Below are 21,185 nucleotides of genomic sequence, written 5' to 3'. Positions count from 1 at the left end.
TTCTTTATGTCTTCAGCACCTGCCGCAACGGCATCGCGACCATGCGATCGCTGTCCTGGCCGGAGGTGCGCGACCTGGTGCTGTTCGCCCACCGCCGCCTGCGCGAGGAAAGCCTGCCCCAGGTGGCCGGCAGCCTCACTTTCACCACCGTGTTCGCGCTGGTGCCGCTGCTGACCATCGCGCTGGCGATTTTCACCACTTTCCCGCTGTTTAACACCTTCCGCACGTCGCTGGAGGCGTATTTCGTCCAGAGCGTGATGCCGAAGTCGATCTCGACGACGATCCTCAATTACCTGACCCTGTTCGCCTCCAAGGCCACGCGGCTGTCGGCGGTCGGCGCGGTGGCGCTGATCATGACGTCGATCGCGATGATGAACCTGATCGAGCGCGTGTTCAACCGCATCTGGCGCGTGCGCGGGGAGCGCAGCTGGACGCGCCGCATCCTGGTCTACTGGGCCATCATCACGCTTGGGCCGCTGCTGATCGGCGTGTCGTTGACGCTGTCGTCGCAGGTGTTCATGGCCACCGTCGACTTGTTCGGCCGGGTGCCGGTGCTGGGCGCGATCATCTACACGGTGGCGTCGCTGGCGCTGACCACGGCCGGTTTCACCTTGCTGTACCTAGCGGTGCCGAACCGCGACGTCGACTGGCAGGACGCCGCCTGGGGCGGGCTGGTGGCCGGACTGGCGTTCGAACTGGCCAAGCGCGGCTTCGCCATTTTCATCACCCAGTTCCCGACCTATTCGAAGATCTACGGCGCGCTGGCGGCGCTGCCGCTGTTCCTGCTGTGGGTCTACGTGTCGTGGGTGATCACCCTGATCGGCGCGCTGCTGGTGGCCGCGCTGCCGGTGGTGAAGTACGAGCGCTGGTGGCACGAGGCCCAGCCTGGCGGCGAATTCGTCGACGCCATGGCGATCATCAAGGTGCTCTACGTGGCCTGCAAATGCGGCGACACGGCACTGGTGGGCGCCGGCGCGATCCGGCTGCGCACCCGGCTCGGTTTCGACGAGATGGATATTCTGCTGGAAAAAATGCTGGCCGAGGGCTGGGTGGGGCGGGTCAAGGTGGAGGCGCCGCCACGGGTCCAGTGGGGCAAGCGGGTCAGCGACGGCACCGATCACTGGGTATTGCTGGCCAACGTCGAGAAACTGACCCTGGCCGAGGTCTACCGCCTGTTCGTTTTTGGCGGCATGCCGGTCAATGCGGGCGTGGTGGCCGTCGGCGACGACGAGCGCGATCTGCAGGCCGCGCGCGAGGCGGCCAGCCTGGCGCGCGAGGTGGAAAACGCCGTGGAAACCGGGCTGGGGAAAACCCTGGCCGAGCACTTCGGGCCGCTGGACTGCCGCTAGGATCGGCGCTGCCATCGGGTGCTCGCTTTGCGCGCCGCATCACACCCAGGCAACATCAGGACAAGAATGTTGTGATTTGCTTATCCGCAGCGCTGGATTTTTTGCCGGGCATAGGCTACATTCGCTATAAGGCTAGAACAACTACAAACCCCATTCACACAGCCTATATCTCAGCGGACAGGACGGCCAAAATGAAAGTCTCCGAAATTCTTCAGGTAAAAGGTAGCATTCTTTATACCATCTCTCCTGACCAGCCTTTGGCGGACGCCGCCAACACGATGGCTGAAAAGGACATCGGCTCGCTGGTCGTCATGGAGTTCGGCGACCTGGTCGGCATGCTGACGTTCCGCGAAGTGCTGCGGGCGCTGCACGACAACGCCGGCACGGTCGGCGGCGGCACGGTGCGCAAGCACATGGACGACCATCCGATCACCGTGACCCCCGACACCGAGGTCAACGAGGTGCGCCGCATCATGCTGGAAAAGCACGCGCGTTACCTGCCGGTGATGAACGCCAAGACCATCCTCGGCGTGATCTCGTTCTACGACGTCGCGCGCGCGGTGCTGGAGGCGCAAAGCTTCGAGAACCGCATGCTCAAGGCGTATATCCGCGACTGGCCGGCCGAGACGGCGGACCAGCATCCGGACTAAAAAACCACGACGCGCAAAAAAAAACGCCATCGGCCCGCGCCCATGGCGTTTTTTGCATGGGGGGCGTCAGGCGGCGCCTTCGAGGGCGTCGTTGCTGAGCCAGCCGTCGAGGGCGGCGGCCGTCATCGGGCGCGCGAACAGGAACCCTTGCGCCAGCGGGCAGCCCAGCGCCTGCAGGATCTGCGCCTGGCGCTCGTCCTCGACGCCTTCGGCGATCACCGACAGCCCGAGGTTGCGGCCCAGCTGGATCACCATCTCGGCGATGCTGCTGCCGCGCGCCGACCCGGTGATCTCGGTGACGAAGGCGCGGTCGATCTTCAGGCGGTCGATCTGCAGCCGCTGCAGATACGACAGCGACGAGAAGCCGGTGCCGAAATCGTCGATGGCGATGCTGACGCCGGTTTGCTTGATCTGACCGAGCATCTTGATCAGCATGTCCGGCTCCTCCATCGCCATCGATTCGGTGATCTCCAGCTCGATGTATTGCGGCGGCGCCTGCGTGTCTTCCAGCGCCTTGCGCAGCATCTCGAGGAAGTGCGGATGGCGGAACTGCACCTGCGAGACATTGATCGACATCATGAAGTCGTGGTGCCCGGCCTTGCGCAGGTCGACCAGCTCGCGGCAGGCGGTGCGCATGACCCATTCACCGAGGTCGATGATCAGCCCGGAGTACTCGGCGATCGGGATGAAGCGGTCCGGCGAGATGAACTTGCCGTCCGGCGTTTGCCAGCGCAGCAGCGCCTCGGCGCCCACCGGCCGGCGCGTGGCCAGGTCGATCTGCGGCTGGTAGACCACGAACAGCTGGTTCTGGCCGAAGGCGGTGCGCAGCGCGTGCATCATGCGCACCCGCTCGCGGATCTCGACGCCCATGCTGCGCGAGAAGTAGAAGTGGCCGGCGCGCTGCTGCGATTTGGCGCGTTTGAGCGCGATGTCGGCGTCCTTCAGCGCGTCGGCGCCGCTGCCTTCGTGCTCCGACAGCCGCACCAGGCCCAGCGTGGCCGACAGCTGCACGTCCTGGCCGTCGATGCTGAACGGGCGCTGGAACAGCGCCAGGATCTTGGCCGGGTTGACCTGCGCCGAGTCGCCCACCAGGCAGAAGATGTCGCCGCCGATGCGCGCCACCGTCAACTGGCCGCCCAGCTCGAACTGCAAGCGGCCGGCGACGGCCACCAGCAGCAGGTCGCCGAACTGGTGGCCCAGCGCGTCGTTGGTCTCGGCGAAGTGGTCGAGGTCGACCAGCGACAGCGTCGACGCTTCGCGCGACGGCCCGGCCAGCGTGGCGTCGAGGATCTCGACCAGGCGGGTGCGGTTGGGCAGCTTCGACAGCTGGTCGTAGAAGGCGGCGTTGTGCAGGTGCGAGACCAGTTCGACATTGTCGAGGCCGACGGCGACGTTGCTGCAGAACACGTCCAGCAACCGCTCGTTGATCTCGCCCGGCTGGCGGCAGACGTCGATGTGGGCGACGAAGTCGCGGCTGGCCTTGCCGGCGAAGTACAGGGTGACCGAATCGGCGCGATAGACGTTGCGGCGCTCCGCCAACGCCAGTTCCATGGCCTGGTGCACGCGCGGCAGCTTTTCGGCCGTCAGGAAGGTGTTGTCGAGGTGGCCGTAGGCGCCCGACGCGGCCATGACCACCAGCTCGTGGCCGCCGTCGTCCTCGCCTTCCTTCACGCACAGCACGCCGCTGTCGTCCTGGCACAGCAGCGCGCCGATCTGCGCCAGCACGCCGGCCGCGAAATTCTTGACGCCGTGCAGGCTCATCAGTTCGGTGCTGCCCTGGACGATCTGGTTCAGGCCGCGCCGGCTGTCGTTGATCTTGCGGATCTGCTCGTACGAACGGATCGCCGCGGTCACCGTCGTAAACAGCTTGATGCGGGTGAGCTCGGACTTGGTCTTGTAATCGTTGATGTCGAAATCGCGGATGGCGTCGATCTCGGGCGCGTAGCCGGGCTGCCCGGTGCGCAGGATGATGCGCACGTCGGCCAGCTTGAGCGTCTCGCGGATATAGCGCACCAGGTGCAGGCCGGCGTCGTCCTGTTCCATCACCACGTCGAGCAGGATGACGGCGATTTCGCGCTCGTGCGCGAGCATGTCGCGCGCCTGGCTGGCCGAATACGCGTGCACGAATTCGAGCGGCCGGTGCTGCATGTCGAGGTTGCCGAGCGCGAAGGTGGTGGTCGAATGGACGTCCTCGTCATCGTCGACGATCATGACGCGCCATACATTGCGCGCGCCCGAGGCGTCGGGCGGGGCTGGATGCTCTTCTAAGAATACCAGATCGTCTTGATCATCCTTGGCCGTGGACGGCTCAAGTGGCGTGATCGGTGGGGGCATGTGTAGCTTCTCCAGGATTTCTCGGTGTTCTTGTGATCAAGTATATAGCGGATTGTCAAAAAGAATGCGGGATTTCCCCCGCTTTGGCCGCGCCGATGCATTCCTGTGTGCAACTTGCCGCTTAGGTGTCGGTTAGTTGTCACACCCGGCTAATATTTTGCCAAGCGATAATTGCCATTGTGCAAATTATTGCCGTGGCCGGCCGCGCGCGGCGGCTGGCTGGTAGAATGAGGAACTTTCCACCTTTTTCCGAAGATTCTCTTCCTATGTCCGGCAATACATTTGGCAAATTGTTTTCTGTTACCACTTTTGGCGAGTCGCACGGCCCGGCGATCGGCTGCGTGATCGATGGATGCCCGCCGGGTTTGCCGTTGTCCGAAGCCGATATCCAGCCGGAACTGGACCGCCGCAAGCCCGGCACGTCGCGCCACGTCACCCAGCGCAAGGAGCCCGACACGGTCGAGATCCTGTCCGGCGTCTACCAGGGCGTGACGACCGGCACGCCGATCGCGCTGCTGATCCGCAACGAAGACCAGCGCAGCAAGGATTACGGCAACATCGTCGACAGTTTCCGTCCCGGCCACGCCGACTACACGTACTGGCACAAATACGGCGTGCGCGATCCGCGCGGCGGCGGCCGCTCGTCGGCGCGCCTGACCGCGCCGGTGGTGGGCGCGGCGGCCGTGGCCAAGAAATGGCTCAAGCAGCAATACGGCACCGAGTTCCTCGGTTGCATGAGCCAGCTGGGCGACATCGCGGTGCCGTTCCAGGACTGGTCGCACGTGCACGACAACCCGTTCTTCGCCGCCAGCGGCGACGCCGCCCTGATTGCCCGCATGGAGGCGGCGATGGACGAGCTGCGCAAGGCCGGCGACTCGATCGGCGCGCGCATCGACGTCATCGCGCGCAACGTGCCGGTGGGCCTGGGCCAGCCGATCTACGACAAGCTCGACGCCGACATCGCCTACGCGATGATGGGCATTAACGCGGTCAAGGGTGTCGAAATCGGCGCCGGCTTCAAGTCGGTGGCGCAAAGGGGCACCGAGCACGGCGATTCGCTGACGCCGCAAGGCTTCATCGGCAACAACGCCGGCGGCGTGCTGGGCGGCATCTCGACCGGCCAGGACATCACGGTGTCGATCGCCATCAAGCCGACCTCGTCGATTCGCTCGCCGCGCGACTCGATCGACAAGGACGGCAACCCGGTCGTGGTCGAGACGTTCGGCCGCCACGATCCGTGCGTCGGCATCCGCGCCACGCCGATCGCCGAGGCCATGCTGGCCCTGGTGCTGATCGACCACGCGCTGATGCACCGCGCCCAGTGCGGCGACGTCAAGGTATCCACGCCCGACATCACGCTGTAAGGGCCGGCGCCGGCGGCCGCTTACACGCGGCTGCTGACGATTTCCTGCGCGTGGCGCCGCTCCACCGCGCGCACCACCAAGGTGCGCATGTCGTTGAGCAGCGAGAACTCGGTCTGGCTCAGCTGGATCGGCGGGAACGAGTCGTCCCAGTCGCCATACAGGAAGCCGGCCGGCTGGCCGTTGGCCGACAGCGGCAGGATCACGAAGCTGCGCGCCTCGGCCAGCGAACTTTTCCACCACAGCGGCAGCTTGGCGGCGAACTTGGCGTCGCGCGCGTTTTCGATGAAGATCACGCGGTCGCTGTTGAGGGCGGCGTGGAACACGTTCGGTTCGTAGGCGTCGTCGAACGTCATCGCCGCCAGCAGCTCCCTGGTGCCTTCGCCGAACGAGATCTTGGCCGAATAATGGCTCTCCTTGCGGTTGCGCACGAAGGCCACCGCGCGCGAAAAATCCAGCCCCTTGTAGACCGTCTCCAGCGCGATTTGCACCATCTGGCCCGGGCTGGCCGTGTCGAGCATGTCGCGCATGTCGGCCAGGCCGCTGAGCAGGATCTTGTTGCCGGCGGCGCGCTGGCGCGTCTTGGCCAGCGCCTTGGCGCGCCGCTCGGCGGGACGCGACAGCGGGGCGATGGTCAGGTCGTTGGCCGCCACCACCTTGGCCTGTTCGATGGCGTGCATCAGATTGGACGGCGCCACGCCCAGCATCACGGCATAGCTTTCGGTCAGCTGCTTGACGATGGCTGCGCCGTCCGGGTCGTCGTGCCACAGCGATTCGGCGCACAAGGCCGACATCGTCGACAGGCCGGCGATCCAGTCGGACGCGCTGACCTCGGCGCCGTCCTCGGCCGGCGCCAGTTTGCGCATGCCCTTGACCAGGTTGGCCGGCAGTCCCCAGTGGAGGGCGGCGGCGTGGCCGATTTCCTCCATGCTCAGGCCCAGCATCTCGGGCGCGACGTCGTCGATGGCGCGGCCATCCTGGTCGGCCAGGCGCTGCAGCTCGTGCCAGCGCTCCGGCATATAGAACGTCATCATCATGCGGCCGAGCGAATGCAGCATCGAGCACACCACGGCCGCCTCGCCGTGCTGGCTTTCGGCCGTGTAGGCGATTTGCTGGGCGACGATCCCCGCCAGCACGGCCTTTTCCATTTCGACGTGGGCGATGGTGGTGTCGGCGGACGTGGCGGACAGCTCCTCGATCAGCTTGAGGCCCAGCGCCAGGTGACCGATCGCCTCGGTGCCCAGCACCAGCACCGCCTTCGAGACGGTGTTGACGTGCTGGCCGAAGGCCGAGTACATGCCGCTGTTGGCCAGCCGCAGCACCTTTTGCGTGAGCACCGGGTCCGACAGCACGGTGCGCGTCATGTTGAATTCCTGCTCGTCCTCGCCGCGCATGGCGCTCAGGATGGCGGTGATGGCCTTGGCGAAGCCGGGCATGTCGCCGCGACGGCGCGTGCAATCCCACAGCTGGGCCAGCGTTTTGTCGCCCAGCGGCGTGCTGGCTTTGAAGCTGTCCGTCATGGCGCCACCTGTCGCAGTTCGGCCGGCACCAGCTTGACGTGGATGCTTTCCCTGAGCGCGGCCAGGGCGACGTTGGCGGCCATCGGCTTGCCGGTCAGGTAGCCCTGGATGTACTGGCAGCCGCGCCGCTCGAGGAACTGCATCTGCTGCTCGGTTTCGACGCCCTCGGCCACCACCGACAGGTCCAGGTGCTTGGCCAGGTCGAGCACGGCGTTGCAGATGGCGCCGTCCTTTTGCGATTCGGGCAGGTCGCGGATGAAGGCGCGGTCGATCTTGAGCACCGAAATCGGGAAGCGTTTGAGGTAGGCGAGCGACGAGTAGCCGGTGCCGAAATCGTCGATGGCGATGCGGGCCTTGCGCGCCGCCATTTTGGACAGGATCGATTCGGCGTGGACCGGATCGACCATCAAAGTGCCTTCTGTGATTTCTAACACCAATTGCTCACCAAGTAGGCCCGAGAACGCGATGGCGTCGTCGAGCACGTCGAGAAACTTATCGTTGCGGAATTGCCGGGGGCTAATATTAACAGAGATGTAGAGGGGGCGTTTCGCCACCTCCTCGAACTGTTTGAGCTGGACGCAGGCGGCCTTGAGCGCCCAGGCGCCCAGCAGGTTGATCAAGCCGTTGGTCTCGGCGATGGGGATGAAGCGGGCCGGCGGCACCATGCCCAGGGTCGGATGCTTCCAGCGCATCAAGGTCTCGAAGCCCTGGATCTCGCGCGTCCTGGCGTCGACGATGGGCTGGTAGTACAGCAGGAACTCGCCCTCGCGCACCGCCTGGAACATCGCCGCCTCGAGCGAGATGTCGTGCGCCGGCGGGCCGGCGTCGGCGGGGCTGTAGACCACGCAGCGCGCCTTGCCGGTTTCCTTGGCGCGCGACATGGCGGCATCGGCCAGCGCGACCAGGCGCACCTCGTCCTCGGCGTGGGTCGGATAGACGGCCACGCCGACCGAGGCGCCGACATAGATCGTGTGGCCGTCGATCTCGAACGGCGACTGCAACGTGGCGATCAGGCGCCCGGTGACCAGTTTGATCTGGGCGTCGGTGGCGGTGCCGGGCAGCACGGCGACGAATTCGTCGCCGCCCACGCGGGCCAGCGTGTCGCTGTCGCGCAGCGTCTTGCGCAGGCGGGCGGCGGCCATGCGCAGCATGGCGTCGCCGATCGGATGGCCCAGGCCATCGTTGACCTTCTTGAAGCCATCGATGCCGATGGTGGCGACGGCGAAGCCCTGGCCGGAGCGGCGCGCGTTGGCGATGACCATGCGCATGCGGTCCGACAGCAGCAGGCGGTTGGGCAGCTCGGTCAGCGCGTCGTGCGTGGCCATGTGGCGCAGGCGCTCCTCGGTGGCGTGCTGGATCGACATGTCGCGCCCGACGACCAGCAGCCCGGCGACCGCGTGGTGCGGGTCGACCAGGCAGGAGAGCCGCAGTTCGTGCCAGACTTCGGCGTCCGCTGTCTTTAGGCGCGCTTCGATCAGGCGCGTGGCGCGCGATTCGGCCACCTCGATCAGCGCGGCCGCCAGCGGCGCCTGGTCGGCTTCACAGATCAATCGGGTCAGCGTGCCGCCCACGAGGGCGTCCGCACGCGCCAGCAGCGCGGTCGCGCGGCGGCTGGCGAAGGCGATGGCGCCGAGCGCGTCGAGACGGAACACGACATCGCCAGCCTCCTCCATGAGGTGGTCCACGAAGTGGTCCGATCGGTCGCGCTGATCGCGCTCGGGCTGTGCTGGATGAGTGGGCTGCATCGCGTGGTTCTACGCTTTCAAGTTGTTCATGTAACAATTGGATTGCTTTTATCTTGCAAAACCAGAACGAAATGTATCACTGATGAGTTTGGATTTACATGAAAATAGACAACATTCTGTCGAGTTTTACTCATTTCTATTGAGAAACCTCTAAAAACCTGCTGGCAGAGGGAAGGGCGGGCCGCCGCGGGCGCTTTTCGCCGCCGCGCGACGACCGGCCGCGGCGCCGGTTCGTGCGCTTGCCTGACACTTTTGTTTGCGCTAGTCTGGCTTGTCAAATTAGCCGGGCGCCGCCCGGGAGGAGCCCGCCGTGAACGCTTTCGAGACCCCTTTCGACACCCATCGGGTGCAAAATACCGTCGCGCCGCTGGAGAATTTCAACTTGTTTACGTCGGACCCGGCGTTGCAGGAAGCGCTGCTGCGCGAAGGCGGTGGCGCGCAGGCCGACGCGCTGCGGGCGCTGGGTGAGCAACTGGGGCGCGCCGAAACGCTGGACCTGGCGCGCCTGGCCAACCAGCATCCGCCGGTCCTGCACAACTTCGACCGGGCCGGCAACCGCATCGACGAGGTGGAGTTCCATCCGGCCTGGCATCGCCTGATGACGCTCCTGATAGGGAGTGGCGCCCACGCATCGCCGTGGCTGGGCGGCGATGGCGCGCAGGTGGCCCGGGCGGCGAAGTATCTGCTGTTCGGACAGGTGGAGAATGGCTCGCAATGCCCGGTGACGATGACCTATGCCTGTGTGCCCGCCCTGCGCCAGGCGCCGGCCATCGCCGCCAAATGGTTGCCGAAGATCCTGTCGATGGAATACGACCCGCGCTCCTTGCCGGTCGAGCAAAAGCGCGGCGCCATCATCGGCATGGGCATGACGGAGAAACAGGGCGGTTCCGACGTGCGCGCCAACACCACCCGCGCCGAGCCGCTGTCGCCGGCGGATGCGAAAGCGCGCTACGGCGACGAGGGCGGCGACGTGTATCGCATCGTCGGCCATAAATGGTTCTTCTCGGCGCCGCAGAGCGACGCGCACCTGATCCTGGCGCAAACCGGCGACGGCGGCGGCGCCGGGTTGTCGTGTTTTTTCCTGCCGCGCTATCTGCCGGACGGCAGCCGCAACCAGATTCGCGTGCAGCGGCTCAAGGACAAGGTGGGCAACCGCTCCAACGCCTCGTCGGAGGTCGAGTTCACCGGCGCCCACGGCTGGTTGATCGGCAAGCCGGGACGCGGCATTCCGACGATACTGGAGATGGGCGGCCACACCCGGCTCGATTGCGTGCTCGGTAGCGCCGGCGCGATGCGCGCCGCGTTGACGCACGCGCTGCACCACGCGCGCGGCCGTTCGGCGTTCGGCCGGCCGCTGTCGGAACAGCCGTTGATGCGCAACGTGCTGGCCGACCTGGCGCTCGAATCGGAGGCTGCCACCGCGTTTGCCATGCGGCTGGCGCGCTGCTTCGACCAGGGCGGCGATCCGGCGCAGCAGCTGCTGGCGCGCATCCTGACGCCGGCCGGCAAATACTGGATCTGCAAGCGCGGCCCGGCCTTCGGCGCCGAGGCGATGGAGGTCGCCGGCGGCAGCGGTTACGTCGAGGACGGGCCGTTGGCGCGCCTGTACCGCGAGCTGCCGGTCAATTCGATCTGGGAGGGTTCCGGCAACGTGATGTGCCTCGACCTGCTGCGGGCCTTCGGCAAGACCCCGGCCGCGCGCGACGCGCTGGCGGCGGAGCTCGAGCTGGCCGGCGCCGGGCAGGGCGCAGGCCATGGCGAAGGTTATGGCAAAGGTGATAGCAAAGGTGATAGTAAAGGTGATAGTAAAGGTGACAGTAACTACGTGCGCTACACCGAGGCGCTGCTGGCGGACCTGGAGCGCCCGCAGGCCGACGAATTCGGCGCGCGGCTGCTGGCCGAACGCGTGGTGCTGGCGGTGCAGGCCGGACTGCTGCTGCGCCACGCGCCCTCGTATGTGTCGTCGGCGTTCGTCGCCTCGCGGCTGGCGCGCGAGCCCGGAGGCGCCTTCGGACGGCTGCCGGCGGGCGTGGATTGCGAGGCGATTCTTGGTCGGGCGCTGGTGCCGGCCTAGTATAATGGGGCGAACATGACACGACAACCCGTCTAAAAAGAGCAAACAATGAAACAAGATCCGCGCTTCCCCAATCTATTCATCACCGACCACCCACTGATCCAACACAAACTGAGTCACATGCGCGAGAAAGATACGTCGACCCGTACCTTCCGCGAACTGCTCAAGGAAATCACGCTGTTGATGGGTTACGAGATCACGCGCGACCTGCCGCTGACCACGCGCACCATCGAAACCCCGCTGATGACCATCGACGCACCCGTCATCGCCGGTAAAAAACTGGCGATCGTGCCGATCCTGCGCGCCGGCATCGGCATGAGCGACGGCCTGCTGAACCTCGTGCCGTCGGCGCGCGTGGGCCACATCGGCGTGTTCCGCGACCCCGACACCCACCAGCCGGTGGAGTATCTGGTGCGTCTGCCGGATCTGGCCGAGCGCACCTTCATCCTGTGCGACCCGATGGTCGCCACCGGCAATTCGGCGGTGCACGCGGTGGACGTGCTGAAGTCGCGCGGCGTGACGGACGAACAGATCATCTTCCTGTCGCTGGTGGCCGCGCCGGAAGGCATCACCGTGTTCCAGAAGTCGCACCCAGGCGTGAAAATCTATTGCGCCTCGCTCGACTCGCACCTGGACGATCACGCCTACATCGTGCCTGGCCTGGGCGATGCCGGCGACCGGATCTTCGGCACCAAATAATCACGCCATGGCCACTCCAGTCGATCCCGATTTCCGCGCCCGCCTGGCGGCGCTAAACGACAAATTCGCCGCCACCGTGCCGGTGACGATGGAAAAGATCACATCGGCGCTGGCCGTCTGCGTCGCCGAAAGCGGGGCGGGGGGCGCGCCGGGCGAGGCGTCGATGCGCGCGCTGCACGAGCTGCTGCACGGCGTGGCCGGTTCGGCCGGCACCTTCGGCTTCGGCACGCTGGGTCGGGAGGCGCGCCGCATCGAGCACCTGCTGCGCGAGGCGATGGCTGCCGGTTCCGGATGGGAGGCGGTGCCGCCCGAGGTGGAAAAACTGCTGCGCTGGGCCGCCCGTGACCCGCACGCAACACTATTCGATTGAGACGTGCGCTTGATGTAAATCAAACCAGTTATCATTTACTTGTCTATAGTGACAGTTACACCACTCACGGACGAGGGAAGAAGTACCGGCGGGGAAGCCCGGACAACTCGGTTTTTCTACCAAAAAAAGCGACGGTTTGCATTTATTTTCGTGAACACGTGCTTTTCTCTCGTAAATGGGTATAATGCGGGATCGTTTAGATTCAAGAGTAGTGCAGTTAGTCTGTCATTTCTTTCTTGCCTCAAACGATATCACGGGCGCAAGCCCAACTTAACTGAAATAGGAATTGTAATGGCAACTGGTATCGTAAAATGGTTCAATGATTCGAAGGGCTTCGGCTTTATCACCCCTGACGAAGGCGGCGAAGATCTGTTCGCTCACTTCTCGGCGATTCAGTCCGCAGGCTTCAAGTCGCTGCAAGAGAACCAGCGTGTTTCTTTTGAAGTGACCGCTGGTCCTAAGGGCAAGCAAGCTTCGAACATTCAGCCTCTGTAATACGCTGAATCAAACGAAATAAAGAAATCCTCGGTACCCGAGGATTTTTTTTCGTCCAACGTTTTGTTGTTGCTGCGATATAAGGGTTATTGCTTCCCCGATTTGCGCCAGTAATCCCCCTGCGCATAGGTATGCCGCAGAAAGTCCACAAACGCCCGTATCCGCAGCGGCAAATGCCGGCGCTGCGCGAACACCGCGTAGATATCGTTGCCCGGTGCCGCGTGATGATCGAGCACCGTTCGCAGCTTGCCCGCCTCGATCTCGCTGCCCACCTCCCACATCGACCGCCATGCCAGCCCCTTGCCGGCCAGCGCCCAGTCGTGCAGCACCTGGCCGTCGTTGCAGCCCATGTTGCCGTTCACCTTCAACACCACGTTCTTGCCGTTGTCGCGGAAGGTCCAGCCGCGCTGGCTGCCCTCGCTGCTGATGGCCAGGCAATTGTGCTTGGCCAGGTCGGCCAGCGTCTTCGGCTCGCCGTAGCGCTTGAGATAGGACGGCGCGGCGACCACCACCCGCTCGTTGTCGGCCAGCTTAACGCTGACCAGGTTGGAGTCGGCCAGGCTGGCGATGCGGATCGCCACGTCGATGCCCTCGCCGACGATGTCGACCACGCGATCGCTCATGTTCAACGTCGCCGTGACGTCGCGATGCTCGGTCAGGAAGGAGGGCAGTAGCGGCGCCACGTGCTGGCGGCCGAAGCCGGCCGGCGCGGAAATCATCAGGTGGCCGGTGGCGTGCGCGCTGCGCTCGGCGACCGCCGATTCGGCCTCCTCCAGTTCCGCCAGGATGCGCTGGCAATCCTCGAGGAAGGCCGCGCCTTCGTCGGTCAGCGCCAGCTTGCGCGTGGTGCGCTGCAATAGCTTGACGCCAAGGCGGCTCTCCAGCGCGTCCAGGCGGCGCCCGATCATGGCCGGCGCGATGCCCTCGGCACGGGCGGCGGCCGACAGGCTGCCGCGGGAGACGACTTCGACGAAGGTGGATATTTGTCTGAACTGGCCCATGGAACCGGCGTGCCTCTCACTTGTGATAAAAACGCATAGATGAAGTGATTTTTAGTCTCGTTTGCATAACTTATGAGTGAATATACTGTAAAACAGAACGCCGCGTAACCGAGCAGCCACACTAAAAGATTCAGGCGCGCAGCCGCAGCATCAGTGCTTATAATTTGGTATGGAAGTTAATATTTTCTTACGGAGACCTATCCCATGACGCAGTCCACCATTACTTTGCCGGCAGGCATGCAAATCACCGGCGAGATCAAGCCCGGCTACGAAAACATCCTGACCGCCGACGCGCTGTCGCTGGTGGCCAAGCTGACCCGCGAGTTCGAATCGCGCCGCCAACAGTTGCTGGCCGTGCGGGTCGAGCGCGCCAAGCGCCTCGACGCGGGCGAGCGTCCGGACTTCCTGCCCGAGACCGCGCACATCCGCGCCGGCGACTGGAAGATCGCGCCGATCCCGAAGGCGCTGGAGTGCCGCCGCGTCGAGATCACCGGCCCGGTCGAGCGCAAAATGGTCATCAACGCCTTCAACTCGGGCGCCGACAGCTACATGACCGACTTCGAGGATTCCAACACGCCGAACTGGGACAACCAGATTACCGGCCAGATCAATATGTTCGACGCCGTGCGCCGCACCATCGCGCTCGAGCAAAACGGCAAGTCCTACAAGCTGAACGACAAGATCGCCACCCTGGTCGTGCGTCCGCGCGGCTGGCACCTGGATGAGAAGCACGTGCTGGTCGACGGCAAGCGTATTTCCGGCGGCATATTCGACTTCGCGCTGTTCATGTTCCACAACGCCAAGGAGCAACTGGCGCGCGGCGCCGGCCCGTACTTCTATCTGCCGAAGATGGAATCGCACCTGGAAGCGCGCCTATGGAACGACATTTTCGTGATGACGCAGAACGAGCTGGGCCTGCCGCAGGGCACCATCAAGGCGACCGTGCTGATCGAGACCATCCTGGCCGCCTTCGAGATGGACGAGATCCTGTACGAACTGCGCGAGCACAGCTCGGGCCTGAACGCCGGCCGCTGGGATTACATCTTCTCGTGCATCAAGAAGTTCAAGCTGGACAAGGATTTCTGCCTGGCCGACCGCGCCAAGGTGACGATGACGGCACCGTTCATGCGCGCCTATGCGCTGCTGCTGCTTAAAACCTGCCACAAGCGCAATGCGCCGGCCATCGGCGGCATGGCCGCGCTGATCCCGATCAAGAACGATCCGGAAAAGAACGAGGTCGCGATGGGCGGCGTGCGCAACGACAAGGCGCGCGACGCCACCGACGGCTACGACGGCGGCTGGGTCGCCCACCCGGGCCTGGTCGAACTGGCGATGACCGAGTTTACCAAGGTGCTGGGCGACAAGCCGAACCAGATCGACAAGCAGCGTCCGGACATCGACGTCAGCGCCGAACAGCTGCTGGACTTCAAGCCTGAAGCGCCGATCACCGAGGCCGGCCTGCGTTACAACATCAACGTCGGCATTCATTACCTGGGCAGCTGGCTGGCCGGCAACGGCTGCGTGCCGATCCACAATCTGATGGAAGACGCGGCCACGGCCGAAATCAGCCGCTCGCAGGTATGGCAGTGGATCCGGTCGGACAAGGGCGTGCTGGACGACGGCCGCAAAGTGACGGCCGACATGGTGCGCGCGATGATACCGGAGGAGTTGGCCAAGGTGCAGCGCGACGCGCCGGGCGGCGACGGCCCGACCTATGTGCGCGCCGGCCAGATCTTCGAACAGATGTCGACCTCGACCGAGTTCGCGGAGTTCCTGACCTTGCCGCTGTATGAAGAAATTTAAATCCGGGTTCTAAAAACCAAAGCCGGCGGATGATGTTTGTCCGCCGGCTTTCGCATCAAAAATCATTTTTCCACAAGCGCAGCGCGGTGAACGTCGCCAGCGCGGTGTCGATACGATCGAGCCGTCCGGCCTTGATCAACTGTTCCGCGATCGCCGGTTCCCGGTAGCGCAGGAAGGGATTGGTCGCCTTCTCGACACCGATCGTGCTCGGCACCGTCGGCAGATTATGCTCGCGCTTGTCGGTCTCCACCTTCACACGCTCTTGCAGCGCCACATTATCCGGCTCGACCACGCGCGCGAAGCGCAGGTTGGACAGCGTATATTCGTGGGCGCAATACACCTTGGTATCATCCGGGAGCGCGGCCAGTTTGCCCAGTGAGCTGATCATCTGCGCCGGCGTGCCCTCGAACAGGCGGCCGCAGCCGCCCGCGAACAAGGTGTCGCCGCAAAACAGCCAGGTCGGCTCGTCGGCGGACGGCTCGCGCACGTAGGCGATGTGGCCCATCGTGTGGCCGGGCACGTCGAGCACGGACAGGCGCAGCGGAAGGCCCGGCACGTCGAACTGCTTGCCTTCGCCGACCGGCAAAGTGACGGCGGCGATGGTCTCGTTGCGCGGGCCGAAAACGGGAACCTGATAATGCTGTAATAATTCGGGAACGCCGCCGATGTGGTCAGCGTGGTGATGGGTGAGTAGAATGGCGGTGAGCTTGAGTCCGTTTGCTTTGAGCGCCGCCAGTATCGGCTTGGCGTCGCCCGGGTCGACGACGGCGGCATGCACGCCATCATGTATCAGCCACAGGTAATTGTCGTGGAATGCTGGAACCGTCAGAACACTGAGAGCTTGGTTAGAAGATATGGTCATTGGATCACAAAAGGCTAGACATGGATAAAGCGGGATCGGAGCAATCCATTATAGCGCTGGAAGGCTGGCTGCAAACGCCCGCAGGCGTGTACTTGCGTGCGTGGGAACAAACATGTCTCGATAATTTAACAGCCGATATCTTCGGGTACAACGCGGTGCAGATCGGCATGCCGCAAATCGATGCGCTCGCGGCCAACCGCATGCCGTACAAATGGCTGGCCGACCGCAAGGTGCGCCCGCCGGTCGCGCCGCAGCAGCAAGCGGCGCCGGCGCATGGCGGGCCGGAGATCGCGGTGGCGCCGGCGCCGCCGCCGCGTCCGGTCGCGCTCACGCTCGATTACACCGAGCTGCCGTTCGCCTCGCAAAGCATGGACCTGGTGGTGCTGCCGCACGTGCTGGAATTTTCCACCGACCCGCACCAGGTGCTGCGTGAAGTCGAACGCGTGCTGATCCCCGAAGGCCAGGTCATCATCTGCGGCTTCAACCCGGCCAGCCTGTGGGGCGCGCGCCATGTGATGCGGCGCGTCGGCGGCACCTCGTTCCTGCCGCGCACCGAGGAGCTGATCACTATGCCGCGCATGAAAGACTGGTTAAAATTATTGAATATGAGCGCCAGCCAAAGTCATTTCGGTTGCTACGCGCCGGCCTGCCGCACAGAAAAATGGTTGAACCGTTACGCATTCATGGATAATGCCGGGCCGCGCTGGTGGCCGTTCTTCGGCGGCGTGTATATCGTGCAGGCGATCAAGCGGGTCAAGGGCATGCATCTGATCGGTCCGGCTTGGACCAAAAAATCGGCGACGGCCCAGGTGGTCGTCCCGGCAACAAACAAAAGGCGGGAATAGCAGTATGGATAAGGTGGAAATTTTTACCGACGGCGCGTGCAAGGGCAATCCTGGCCTCGGCGGCTGGGGCGCGTTGCTGGTGGCCGAGGGGGCCGAGAAGGAAATCTGCGGTGGCGCGCGCGACACCACCAACAACCGCATGGAATTGCAGGCGGTGATCGAAGCGTTGAGCGCGCTCAAGCGCCCGTGCACGGTGGTGCTGCACACCGACAGCCAGTATGTTCAAAAAGGCATCAGCGAATGGATACACGGCTGGAAAGCGCGCGGCTGGAAAACCGCCGCCAAGGAGCCGGTCAAGAACGAGGACTTGTGGAAGGCGCTTGACGCCGCGCAAACCATGCACACGGTCGAATGGCGCTGGGTGCGCGGGCACAACGGCCATCCGGGCAACGAGCGCGCCGACGTGCTGGCCAACCGCGGCGTCGAGCTGGCGCGCGGCCGCTAAAGCGCCGGGCCGGCCGAGACCCTGACTGGCCGCGATCGCGGCCCGACCGGCCTGTTATACTTCTCCGCTTGACCGTAGCAACCACAGAGTACTTATGCGCCAAATCGTTCTCGATACCGAAACCACCGGTATCAACCCCAAGCTGGGCAACCGCATCATCGAGATCGGCTGCGTCGAACTGCACAACCGCATGCTGACCGGGAATAACTTCCACGTCTACATCAATCCGGAACGCGAATCGGAAGAGGGCGCGCTTAACGTCCACGGCCTGACGACCGAGTTCTTGCGCGACAAGCCGAGATTCCACGAGATCGTCGACCAGCTGCGCGAATACATCCAGGGCGCCGAAGTCATCATCCACAACGCGCCGTTCGACCTTGGGTTCCTGAACCACGAGTTCCGCCTGCTCAAGCTGCCGGACTTCTCGACCCACATCGGCGGCGTCATCGACACGTTGGTGCACGCCAAGGAGCTCCATCCGGGCAAGCGCAACTCGCTCGACGCGCTGTGCGACCGCTACGGCGTCTCGAACTCGCACCGCAAACTGCACGGCGCGCTACTCGACGCCGAGCTGCTGGCCGACGTCTACCTGTCGATGACGCGCGGGCAGAACAGCCTGGGCATGGATGTGGAGGAGGAGGTCGTCGTCGGCGGCGCCCTGCTCGAACCGGTGCCGCTGGCCGATATCATTTTCCTGCCGGCGTCGGACGATGAGCTTGCCGCTCACGCGGCCACCCTGGCGGGCCTCGACAAGGCTGTCAAAGGGCAGTGCATCTGGACCGCCAGCTTGGCGCCGGCCGCTTGATGGGGACGATAGCAGGGCCGAATGCATAATTTTCACGCCGGCCCTTCCATTTCCCTGGGGATGTATGCGATAATTCGCCCCGCTTCGGGAGGTTAGCTCAGGGGTAGAGCACTGCATTCACACTGCAGGGGTCGCAAGTTCGAAACTTGCACTTCCCACCAAATTTTTGTTTTGAAATCAATGGCTTGGCGTTCGCCGGCTCGTTTCAGGACAGCGGCTTATGCCGGCTTTGCGGTGAAAAATAGGGGGAATTCGACAAACGATTCCACCAACGCCAAAGGCCATCATGGCATCATCCATACCACGCGGCATCCGGGTCATCGACTGGAAAAACGCCGACAAGTCCAAATCCATACGTTATAGAGTGCGCGTCGAGCGCGGCGACTTCGTGGTCGACCGGTCGTTCGCCGATCTCGAGCGCGCCAAGCTCTTCCTCGAAGACACCAAGACCCCCGAGGGCGGCTGCTGATCGCGCGCGGGCGCGACCGGGCGACGCTCGAAGTGTCCAAGATGGAGCTCCTCGCCGCCGAGCTTGTGATGAAGGGGCGCTGCACGCTCGGCCACGCCATCGACAGCTACATGCGCGCCTATGTGAATCCCAAGCTCGAATCCGAGGTCGACAAGGTGCGGCAGACCGCCAAGGCCGCCGCCGCCCGGTTGCTTCATTGCAAGGTCATCCCCATCTCCTACGTCAAGGAGGGCTTCGCGGTGCCCAGCGGTCCGCTGGCCGCGCTGCGCGACAAGTCGAAGGGCTTCGCGACCAAGCAGATCGGCGACTTCTACGTCGACGAGCTGACCGAGCAGGAGGCGACCGAATACATCGACTACCGCTTGGGGCAGGGCAAGGCCAAGAGCACCGTCAAGCGCGAGCTCTACGCGTTGCAATCGGTGGTGAACAAGCTACGCTACACGGACCATCCCGCCTGGAAGCAGTTGAACGGGCGCAACCCATTTCAACTGGCCGACAAGACGAAGGTCAAGGGCGGCGAGCGCAAGCGTCGGACCATCATCGGGCCTGAGCAGGAGGAGGCGCTGCTGACTTAGCTGCGCAAGTGCCGCAACAAGGAGATGCCGCTGATCTTCGCGGTGGCGATGTCCACCGGCATGCGCAGGGCGGAGGTGCTGGGCCTGCTGTGGTCGCAGATCGACTTGGAGCGCGGCGTCATCAATTTGGACGCCGAACAGACCAAGGCCGACGAGGAGCGCTTGGTGATCCTGTTGCCGGAGGCCGTCGAGGCGTTCAGGGCGATTCCTCGCGCGGACGGCGATGACTGCGTGTTCCACTACAAGATCGAGGGCTTCAAGTCGGTGTTCCGCCGCGTGTTGACGCGCGCCAAGTTGGAGGGCATCCGCATGCACGACACGCGGCGCTCCTTCATCTCCCGCGTCCTTCGGGACATCACCTCGTCGCCGGTGGTGATCGCCGACATGATCGGCGCGCGCAGCGTGGCGAACCTGCAAAAGCGCAGCATCGAGCGCATACGCCAAAGCGAGATGATCGACTCGGGAGCGATACAGACCGAGGAGCAGTTCCGCTGGGTGGTCCACCACAAGGATGGCCAGACCACCGCGCGGTATGCCAATTTGGCGCCCGCCAAGGGTTCAAGCAAGCCAAAGAGCTCAGGCACGTAGGCGGCGAGTTGGAAGGCCATCGAGGCGGAAACCGGCCTTCCAAGTCGAGCGAATGGTGTTTGATAGAGCTTGATAGACTATCCAGATCAAGGCGCATCGCCGCTCGTTCGGCGCAGCGATGCGGTCGCTCAACGTGCCCGATAGCGTTCGCCAGCGATTCCTCAACAGCTCGGACGCCAGCGTGAGGCCTGGCGCCTGCTCCGCCCGATCCCGTATCAGCGGTGCCGGCATGGCGGCAGCGTATGGGGAGCAGAGTCTTGGCGGGGCCGATGAGCGTTTCCAAGGTCGATTCCAGTTAGTGAGCGCCGATGACGCCAAGCCGATATCGGGCGAGACTGTCCGTGTGCGTTCCACCGGTGGCCAATACCTTACTGGAGTGACAGATGCCGAGGGTTACACCCAGTGGGTGGAGCGGGATGCCGCCGAGGCTCTGGCGTTCGACTTGATGAAGGAGAAGAAGTGAGCGATCTTCCACCATTGGCGACAGGCGGCATGTCGCGCGAAGGCACAACGACGGTCGTTCGCATCCATGGAGCAAAAATCGATTCGGTGGACAAAAAAATCCTATGCTCCGCGATGTGCAAATGCGACAAGCAGCCCAACATCGGCAAGGACGGCAAGCAGCTCAAATAGGGATGCGTCAGCGCGCACCTGAAAGGTCTCGACAAAGCGCTTGACCATAGATCCAACTACAAGCAAGAGCTGAACTATGACATGACCCAGACGCCACCAGCGCCGATAACGGATAGCGACGTGGACACCAAGGGCCACGATTATCTGCCCGGCTGGATCAAGAAATACTGGGGGTCCAAACCGGAGCATACGCGCGCCTACAAGTCGGGCATTGGACTCATTCGCCGGCCAGACGTCGTCGTTGTGAAAGATGCTTCCAAGCCCCCGACGCAGGACAACATCAAGCAGATTGTGGAGATGAAGTTCCCTCCCGACACACTCAAGGCTGAGCAGAGGGACGCCTACGCTAAAATTGCCGGGGATGAGAAGAAGCTCGCGACGCTGGAGCCTGGCGACTGCGATTGCCAGAGCGAAGAGCCGAAAGATCCGAACATACCGATTGAGGAGCTTGGCGCTGCGGCGACGGTCGCCGCGTGGGTCTTGTATATTCTGTCGAAGGGCAAATCGCCACGCCCACCGTTGAGGCCCGTTCCGGGCCTCGCCCCTGTTTTTTAAGAGAGCT

General features: G+C 63.9%; 22 protein-coding genes and 1 tRNA gene. 18 read left to right on the top strand and 5 right to left on the bottom strand.

Annotated elements, in window-relative coordinates:
- Nucleotides 1-41 precede the first annotated feature (41 nt).
- Nucleotides 42-1,349: a YihY family inner membrane protein gene (locus BMX85_RS15050; RefSeq protein ID WP_229210473.1), complete on the top strand. Its 1,308-nt coding sequence runs from the start codon at nucleotides 42-44 to the stop codon at nucleotides 1,347-1,349.
- Nucleotides 1,350-1,540: 191 nt separating this feature from the next.
- Nucleotides 1,541-1,999 carry a CBS domain-containing protein gene (locus BMX85_RS15045; RefSeq protein WP_090319407.1) on the top strand — a complete coding sequence of 153 codons (459 nt, stop codon included), beginning with the start codon at nucleotides 1,541-1,543 and terminating at the stop codon, nucleotides 1,997-1,999.
- 66 nt (nucleotides 2,000-2,065) lie between these two features.
- On the opposite strand, the gene BMX85_RS15040 is transcribed toward BMX85_RS15045, so the two are convergent.
- Nucleotides 2,066-4,333 carry a putative bifunctional diguanylate cyclase/phosphodiesterase gene (locus tag BMX85_RS15040; RefSeq protein WP_090319404.1) on the bottom strand — a complete coding sequence of 756 codons (2,268 nt, stop codon included), beginning with the start codon at nucleotides 4,331-4,333 and terminating at the stop codon, nucleotides 2,066-2,068.
- Nucleotides 4,334-4,599: 266 nt separating this feature from the next.
- Here BMX85_RS15040 and aroC point away from each other — a divergent pair, with 266 nt between their 5' ends.
- Nucleotides 4,600-5,697 carry a chorismate synthase gene (aroC, locus tag BMX85_RS15035; RefSeq protein ID WP_090319401.1) on the top strand — a complete coding sequence of 366 codons (1,098 nt, stop codon included), beginning with the start codon at nucleotides 4,600-4,602 and terminating at the stop codon, nucleotides 5,695-5,697.
- Nucleotides 5,698-5,717: 20 nt separating this feature from the next.
- Here the strand turns inward: aroC and BMX85_RS15030 are convergent, their stop codons facing one another.
- Together BMX85_RS15030 and BMX85_RS15025 are read right to left on the bottom strand one after the other, a co-directional pair.
- Nucleotides 5,718-7,214 (bottom strand): HDOD domain-containing protein, encoded by a 1,497-nt coding sequence (locus BMX85_RS15030; RefSeq protein ID WP_090319397.1) that lies wholly within the window; start codon nucleotides 7,212-7,214, stop codon nucleotides 5,718-5,720.
- On the bottom strand, nucleotides 7,211-8,887 hold the full coding sequence (locus tag BMX85_RS15025; RefSeq protein ID WP_090319394.1) for a putative bifunctional diguanylate cyclase/phosphodiesterase: 1,677 nt from the start codon (nucleotides 8,885-8,887) through the stop codon (nucleotides 7,211-7,213). Before BMX85_RS15025 ends, BMX85_RS15030 begins: the two co-directional genes overlap by 4 nt.
- A 382-nt stretch (nucleotides 8,888-9,269) precedes the next feature.
- On the opposite strand from BMX85_RS15025, the gene BMX85_RS15020 reads away from it, so the two are divergent.
- The 4 genes from BMX85_RS15020 (at nucleotide 9,270) to BMX85_RS15005 (ending at nucleotide 12,597) form a co-directional block, all read left to right on the top strand.
- A complete protein-coding gene (locus BMX85_RS15020) occupies nucleotides 9,270-11,033 on the top strand; it encodes an isovaleryl-CoA dehydrogenase (RefSeq protein WP_177196763.1) in 1,764 nt (587 codons plus the stop codon).
- 48 nt (nucleotides 11,034-11,081) lie between these two features.
- A complete protein-coding gene (gene upp, locus BMX85_RS15015; protein WP_090319391.1) occupies nucleotides 11,082-11,732 on the top strand; it encodes a uracil phosphoribosyltransferase in 651 nt (216 codons plus the stop codon).
- Nucleotides 11,733-11,739: 7 nt separating this feature from the next.
- On the top strand, nucleotides 11,740-12,102 hold the full coding sequence (locus BMX85_RS15010) for an Hpt domain-containing protein (protein WP_090319388.1): 363 nt from the start codon (nucleotides 11,740-11,742) through the stop codon (nucleotides 12,100-12,102).
- 291 nt (nucleotides 12,103-12,393) lie between these two features.
- Nucleotides 12,394-12,597: a cold-shock protein gene (locus BMX85_RS15005; protein ID WP_008448165.1), complete on the top strand. Its 204-nt coding sequence runs from the start codon at nucleotides 12,394-12,396 to the stop codon at nucleotides 12,595-12,597.
- A gap of 86 nt (nucleotides 12,598-12,683) precedes the next feature.
- On the opposite strand, the gene BMX85_RS15000 is transcribed toward BMX85_RS15005, so the two are convergent.
- Nucleotides 12,684-13,598: a LysR family transcriptional regulator gene (locus BMX85_RS15000; RefSeq protein ID WP_090319385.1), complete on the bottom strand. Its 915-nt coding sequence runs from the start codon at nucleotides 13,596-13,598 to the stop codon at nucleotides 12,684-12,686.
- Nucleotides 13,599-13,802: 204 nt separating this feature from the next.
- On the opposite strand from BMX85_RS15000, the gene aceB reads away from it, so the two are divergent.
- Nucleotides 13,803-15,401: a malate synthase A gene (aceB, locus tag BMX85_RS14995; protein ID WP_090319382.1), complete on the top strand. Its 1,599-nt coding sequence runs from the start codon at nucleotides 13,803-13,805 to the stop codon at nucleotides 15,399-15,401.
- A gap of 55 nt (nucleotides 15,402-15,456) precedes the next feature.
- On the opposite strand, the gene gloB is transcribed toward aceB, so the two are convergent.
- Nucleotides 15,457-16,263, bottom strand: a complete 807-nt coding sequence (gene gloB, locus BMX85_RS14990; RefSeq protein ID WP_090319379.1) for a hydroxyacylglutathione hydrolase — start codon at nucleotides 16,261-16,263, stop codon at nucleotides 15,457-15,459.
- Between the two features lie 20 nt (nucleotides 16,264-16,283).
- On the opposite strand from gloB, the gene BMX85_RS14985 reads away from it, so the two are divergent.
- The 10 genes from BMX85_RS14985 to BMX85_RS14955 all read left to right on the top strand — a co-directional run bounded on the left by BMX85_RS14985 (nucleotide 16,284) and on the right by BMX85_RS14955 (nucleotide 21,178).
- Entirely contained in the window at nucleotides 16,284-17,108 is an 825-nt protein-coding gene (locus BMX85_RS14985) for a class I SAM-dependent methyltransferase (RefSeq protein WP_090319373.1), read from the top strand.
- A 4-nt stretch (nucleotides 17,109-17,112) separates the two neighbouring features.
- Complete coding sequence (gene rnhA / locus BMX85_RS14980; RefSeq protein ID WP_090319370.1) at nucleotides 17,113-17,553, top strand: ribonuclease HI; 441 nt, start codon at nucleotides 17,113-17,115, stop codon at nucleotides 17,551-17,553.
- A gap of 94 nt (nucleotides 17,554-17,647) precedes the next feature.
- Complete coding sequence (gene dnaQ / locus BMX85_RS14975) at nucleotides 17,648-18,358, top strand: DNA polymerase III subunit epsilon (protein WP_090319367.1); 711 nt, start codon at nucleotides 17,648-17,650, stop codon at nucleotides 18,356-18,358.
- Between the two features lie 86 nt (nucleotides 18,359-18,444).
- Nucleotides 18,445-18,519: transfer RNA gene (locus tag BMX85_RS14970), tRNA-Val, on the top strand.
- A gap of 125 nt (nucleotides 18,520-18,644) precedes the next feature.
- A complete protein-coding gene (locus BMX85_RS31030) occupies nucleotides 18,645-18,827 on the top strand; it encodes a hypothetical protein (protein WP_229210472.1) in 183 nt (60 codons plus the stop codon).
- A gap of 41 nt (nucleotides 18,828-18,868) precedes the next feature.
- The gene (locus BMX85_RS31025) at nucleotides 18,869-19,402 is read left to right on the top strand and encodes a hypothetical protein (protein ID WP_229210471.1); all 534 of its coding nucleotides are present in this window, start codon (nucleotides 18,869-18,871) and stop codon (nucleotides 19,400-19,402) included.
- Between the two features lie 24 nt (nucleotides 19,403-19,426).
- Entirely contained in the window at nucleotides 19,427-19,990 is a 564-nt protein-coding gene (locus BMX85_RS31020; RefSeq protein ID WP_229210470.1) for a site-specific integrase, read from the top strand.
- A 229-nt stretch (nucleotides 19,991-20,219) separates the two neighbouring features.
- On the top strand, nucleotides 20,220-20,453 hold the full coding sequence (locus BMX85_RS14960; protein ID WP_143067984.1) for a hypothetical protein: 234 nt from the start codon (nucleotides 20,220-20,222) through the stop codon (nucleotides 20,451-20,453).
- Entirely contained in the window at nucleotides 20,450-20,623 is a 174-nt protein-coding gene (locus BMX85_RS30795) for a hypothetical protein (protein ID WP_218147340.1), read from the top strand. The genes BMX85_RS14960 and BMX85_RS30795 overlap by 4 nt, the downstream gene beginning before the upstream one ends.
- A gap of 81 nt (nucleotides 20,624-20,704) precedes the next feature.
- Entirely contained in the window at nucleotides 20,705-21,178 is a 474-nt protein-coding gene (locus tag BMX85_RS14955; protein WP_218147339.1) for a VRR-NUC domain-containing protein, read from the top strand.
- Nucleotides 21,179-21,185 lie beyond the last annotated feature (7 nt).

It is taken from the genome of Duganella sp. CF517 (genome assembly GCF_900110275.1).
GTDB lineage: Bacteria > Pseudomonadota > Gammaproteobacteria > Burkholderiales > Burkholderiaceae_D > Rugamonas.
This window is presented reverse-complemented; position numbering and strand designations above follow the sequence as displayed.

Excerpts from the sequence above, each read along its gene's own strand:
- BMX85_RS15050 (WP_229210473.1), top strand. The coding sequence starts at position 42 with ATGCGATCGCTGTCCTGGCCGGAGGTGCGCGACCTGGTGCTGTTCGCC.
- BMX85_RS15045 (WP_090319407.1), top strand. The coding sequence starts at position 1,541 with ATGAAAGTCTCCGAAATTCTTCAGGTAAAAGGTAGCATTCTTTATACC.
- BMX85_RS15040 (WP_090319404.1), bottom strand. The coding sequence starts at position 4,333 with ATGCCCCCACCGATCACGCCACTTGAGCCGTCCACGGCCAAGGATGAT.
- aroC (WP_090319401.1), top strand. The coding sequence starts at position 4,600 with ATGTCCGGCAATACATTTGGCAAATTGTTTTCTGTTACCACTTTTGGC.
- BMX85_RS15030 (WP_090319397.1), bottom strand. The coding sequence starts at position 7,214 with ATGACGGACAGCTTCAAAGCCAGCACGCCGCTGGGCGACAAAACGCTG.
- BMX85_RS15025 (WP_090319394.1), bottom strand. The coding sequence starts at position 8,887 with ATGGAGGAGGCTGGCGATGTCGTGTTCCGTCTCGACGCGCTCGGCGCC.
- upp (WP_090319391.1), top strand. The coding sequence starts at position 11,082 with ATGAAACAAGATCCGCGCTTCCCCAATCTATTCATCACCGACCACCCA.
- BMX85_RS15010 (WP_090319388.1), top strand. The coding sequence starts at position 11,740 with ATGGCCACTCCAGTCGATCCCGATTTCCGCGCCCGCCTGGCGGCGCTA.
- BMX85_RS15005 (WP_008448165.1), top strand. The coding sequence starts at position 12,394 with ATGGCAACTGGTATCGTAAAATGGTTCAATGATTCGAAGGGCTTCGGC.
- BMX85_RS15000 (WP_090319385.1), bottom strand. The coding sequence starts at position 13,598 with ATGGGCCAGTTCAGACAAATATCCACCTTCGTCGAAGTCGTCTCCCGC.
- aceB (WP_090319382.1), top strand. The coding sequence starts at position 13,803 with ATGACGCAGTCCACCATTACTTTGCCGGCAGGCATGCAAATCACCGGC.
- gloB (WP_090319379.1), bottom strand. The coding sequence starts at position 16,263 with ATGACCATATCTTCTAACCAAGCTCTCAGTGTTCTGACGGTTCCAGCA.
- BMX85_RS14985 (WP_090319373.1), top strand. The coding sequence starts at position 16,284 with ATGGATAAAGCGGGATCGGAGCAATCCATTATAGCGCTGGAAGGCTGG.
- rnhA (WP_090319370.1), top strand. The coding sequence starts at position 17,113 with ATGGATAAGGTGGAAATTTTTACCGACGGCGCGTGCAAGGGCAATCCT.
- dnaQ (WP_090319367.1), top strand. The coding sequence starts at position 17,648 with ATGCGCCAAATCGTTCTCGATACCGAAACCACCGGTATCAACCCCAAG.
- BMX85_RS31030 (WP_229210472.1), top strand. The coding sequence starts at position 18,645 with ATGGCATCATCCATACCACGCGGCATCCGGGTCATCGACTGGAAAAAC.
- BMX85_RS31025 (WP_229210471.1), top strand. The coding sequence starts at position 18,869 with ATGGAGCTCCTCGCCGCCGAGCTTGTGATGAAGGGGCGCTGCACGCTC.
- BMX85_RS31020 (WP_229210470.1), top strand. The coding sequence starts at position 19,427 with ATGCCGCTGATCTTCGCGGTGGCGATGTCCACCGGCATGCGCAGGGCG.
- BMX85_RS14960 (WP_143067984.1), top strand. The coding sequence starts at position 20,220 with ATGGCGGCAGCGTATGGGGAGCAGAGTCTTGGCGGGGCCGATGAGCGT.
- BMX85_RS14955 (WP_218147339.1), top strand. The coding sequence starts at position 20,705 with ATGACCCAGACGCCACCAGCGCCGATAACGGATAGCGACGTGGACACC.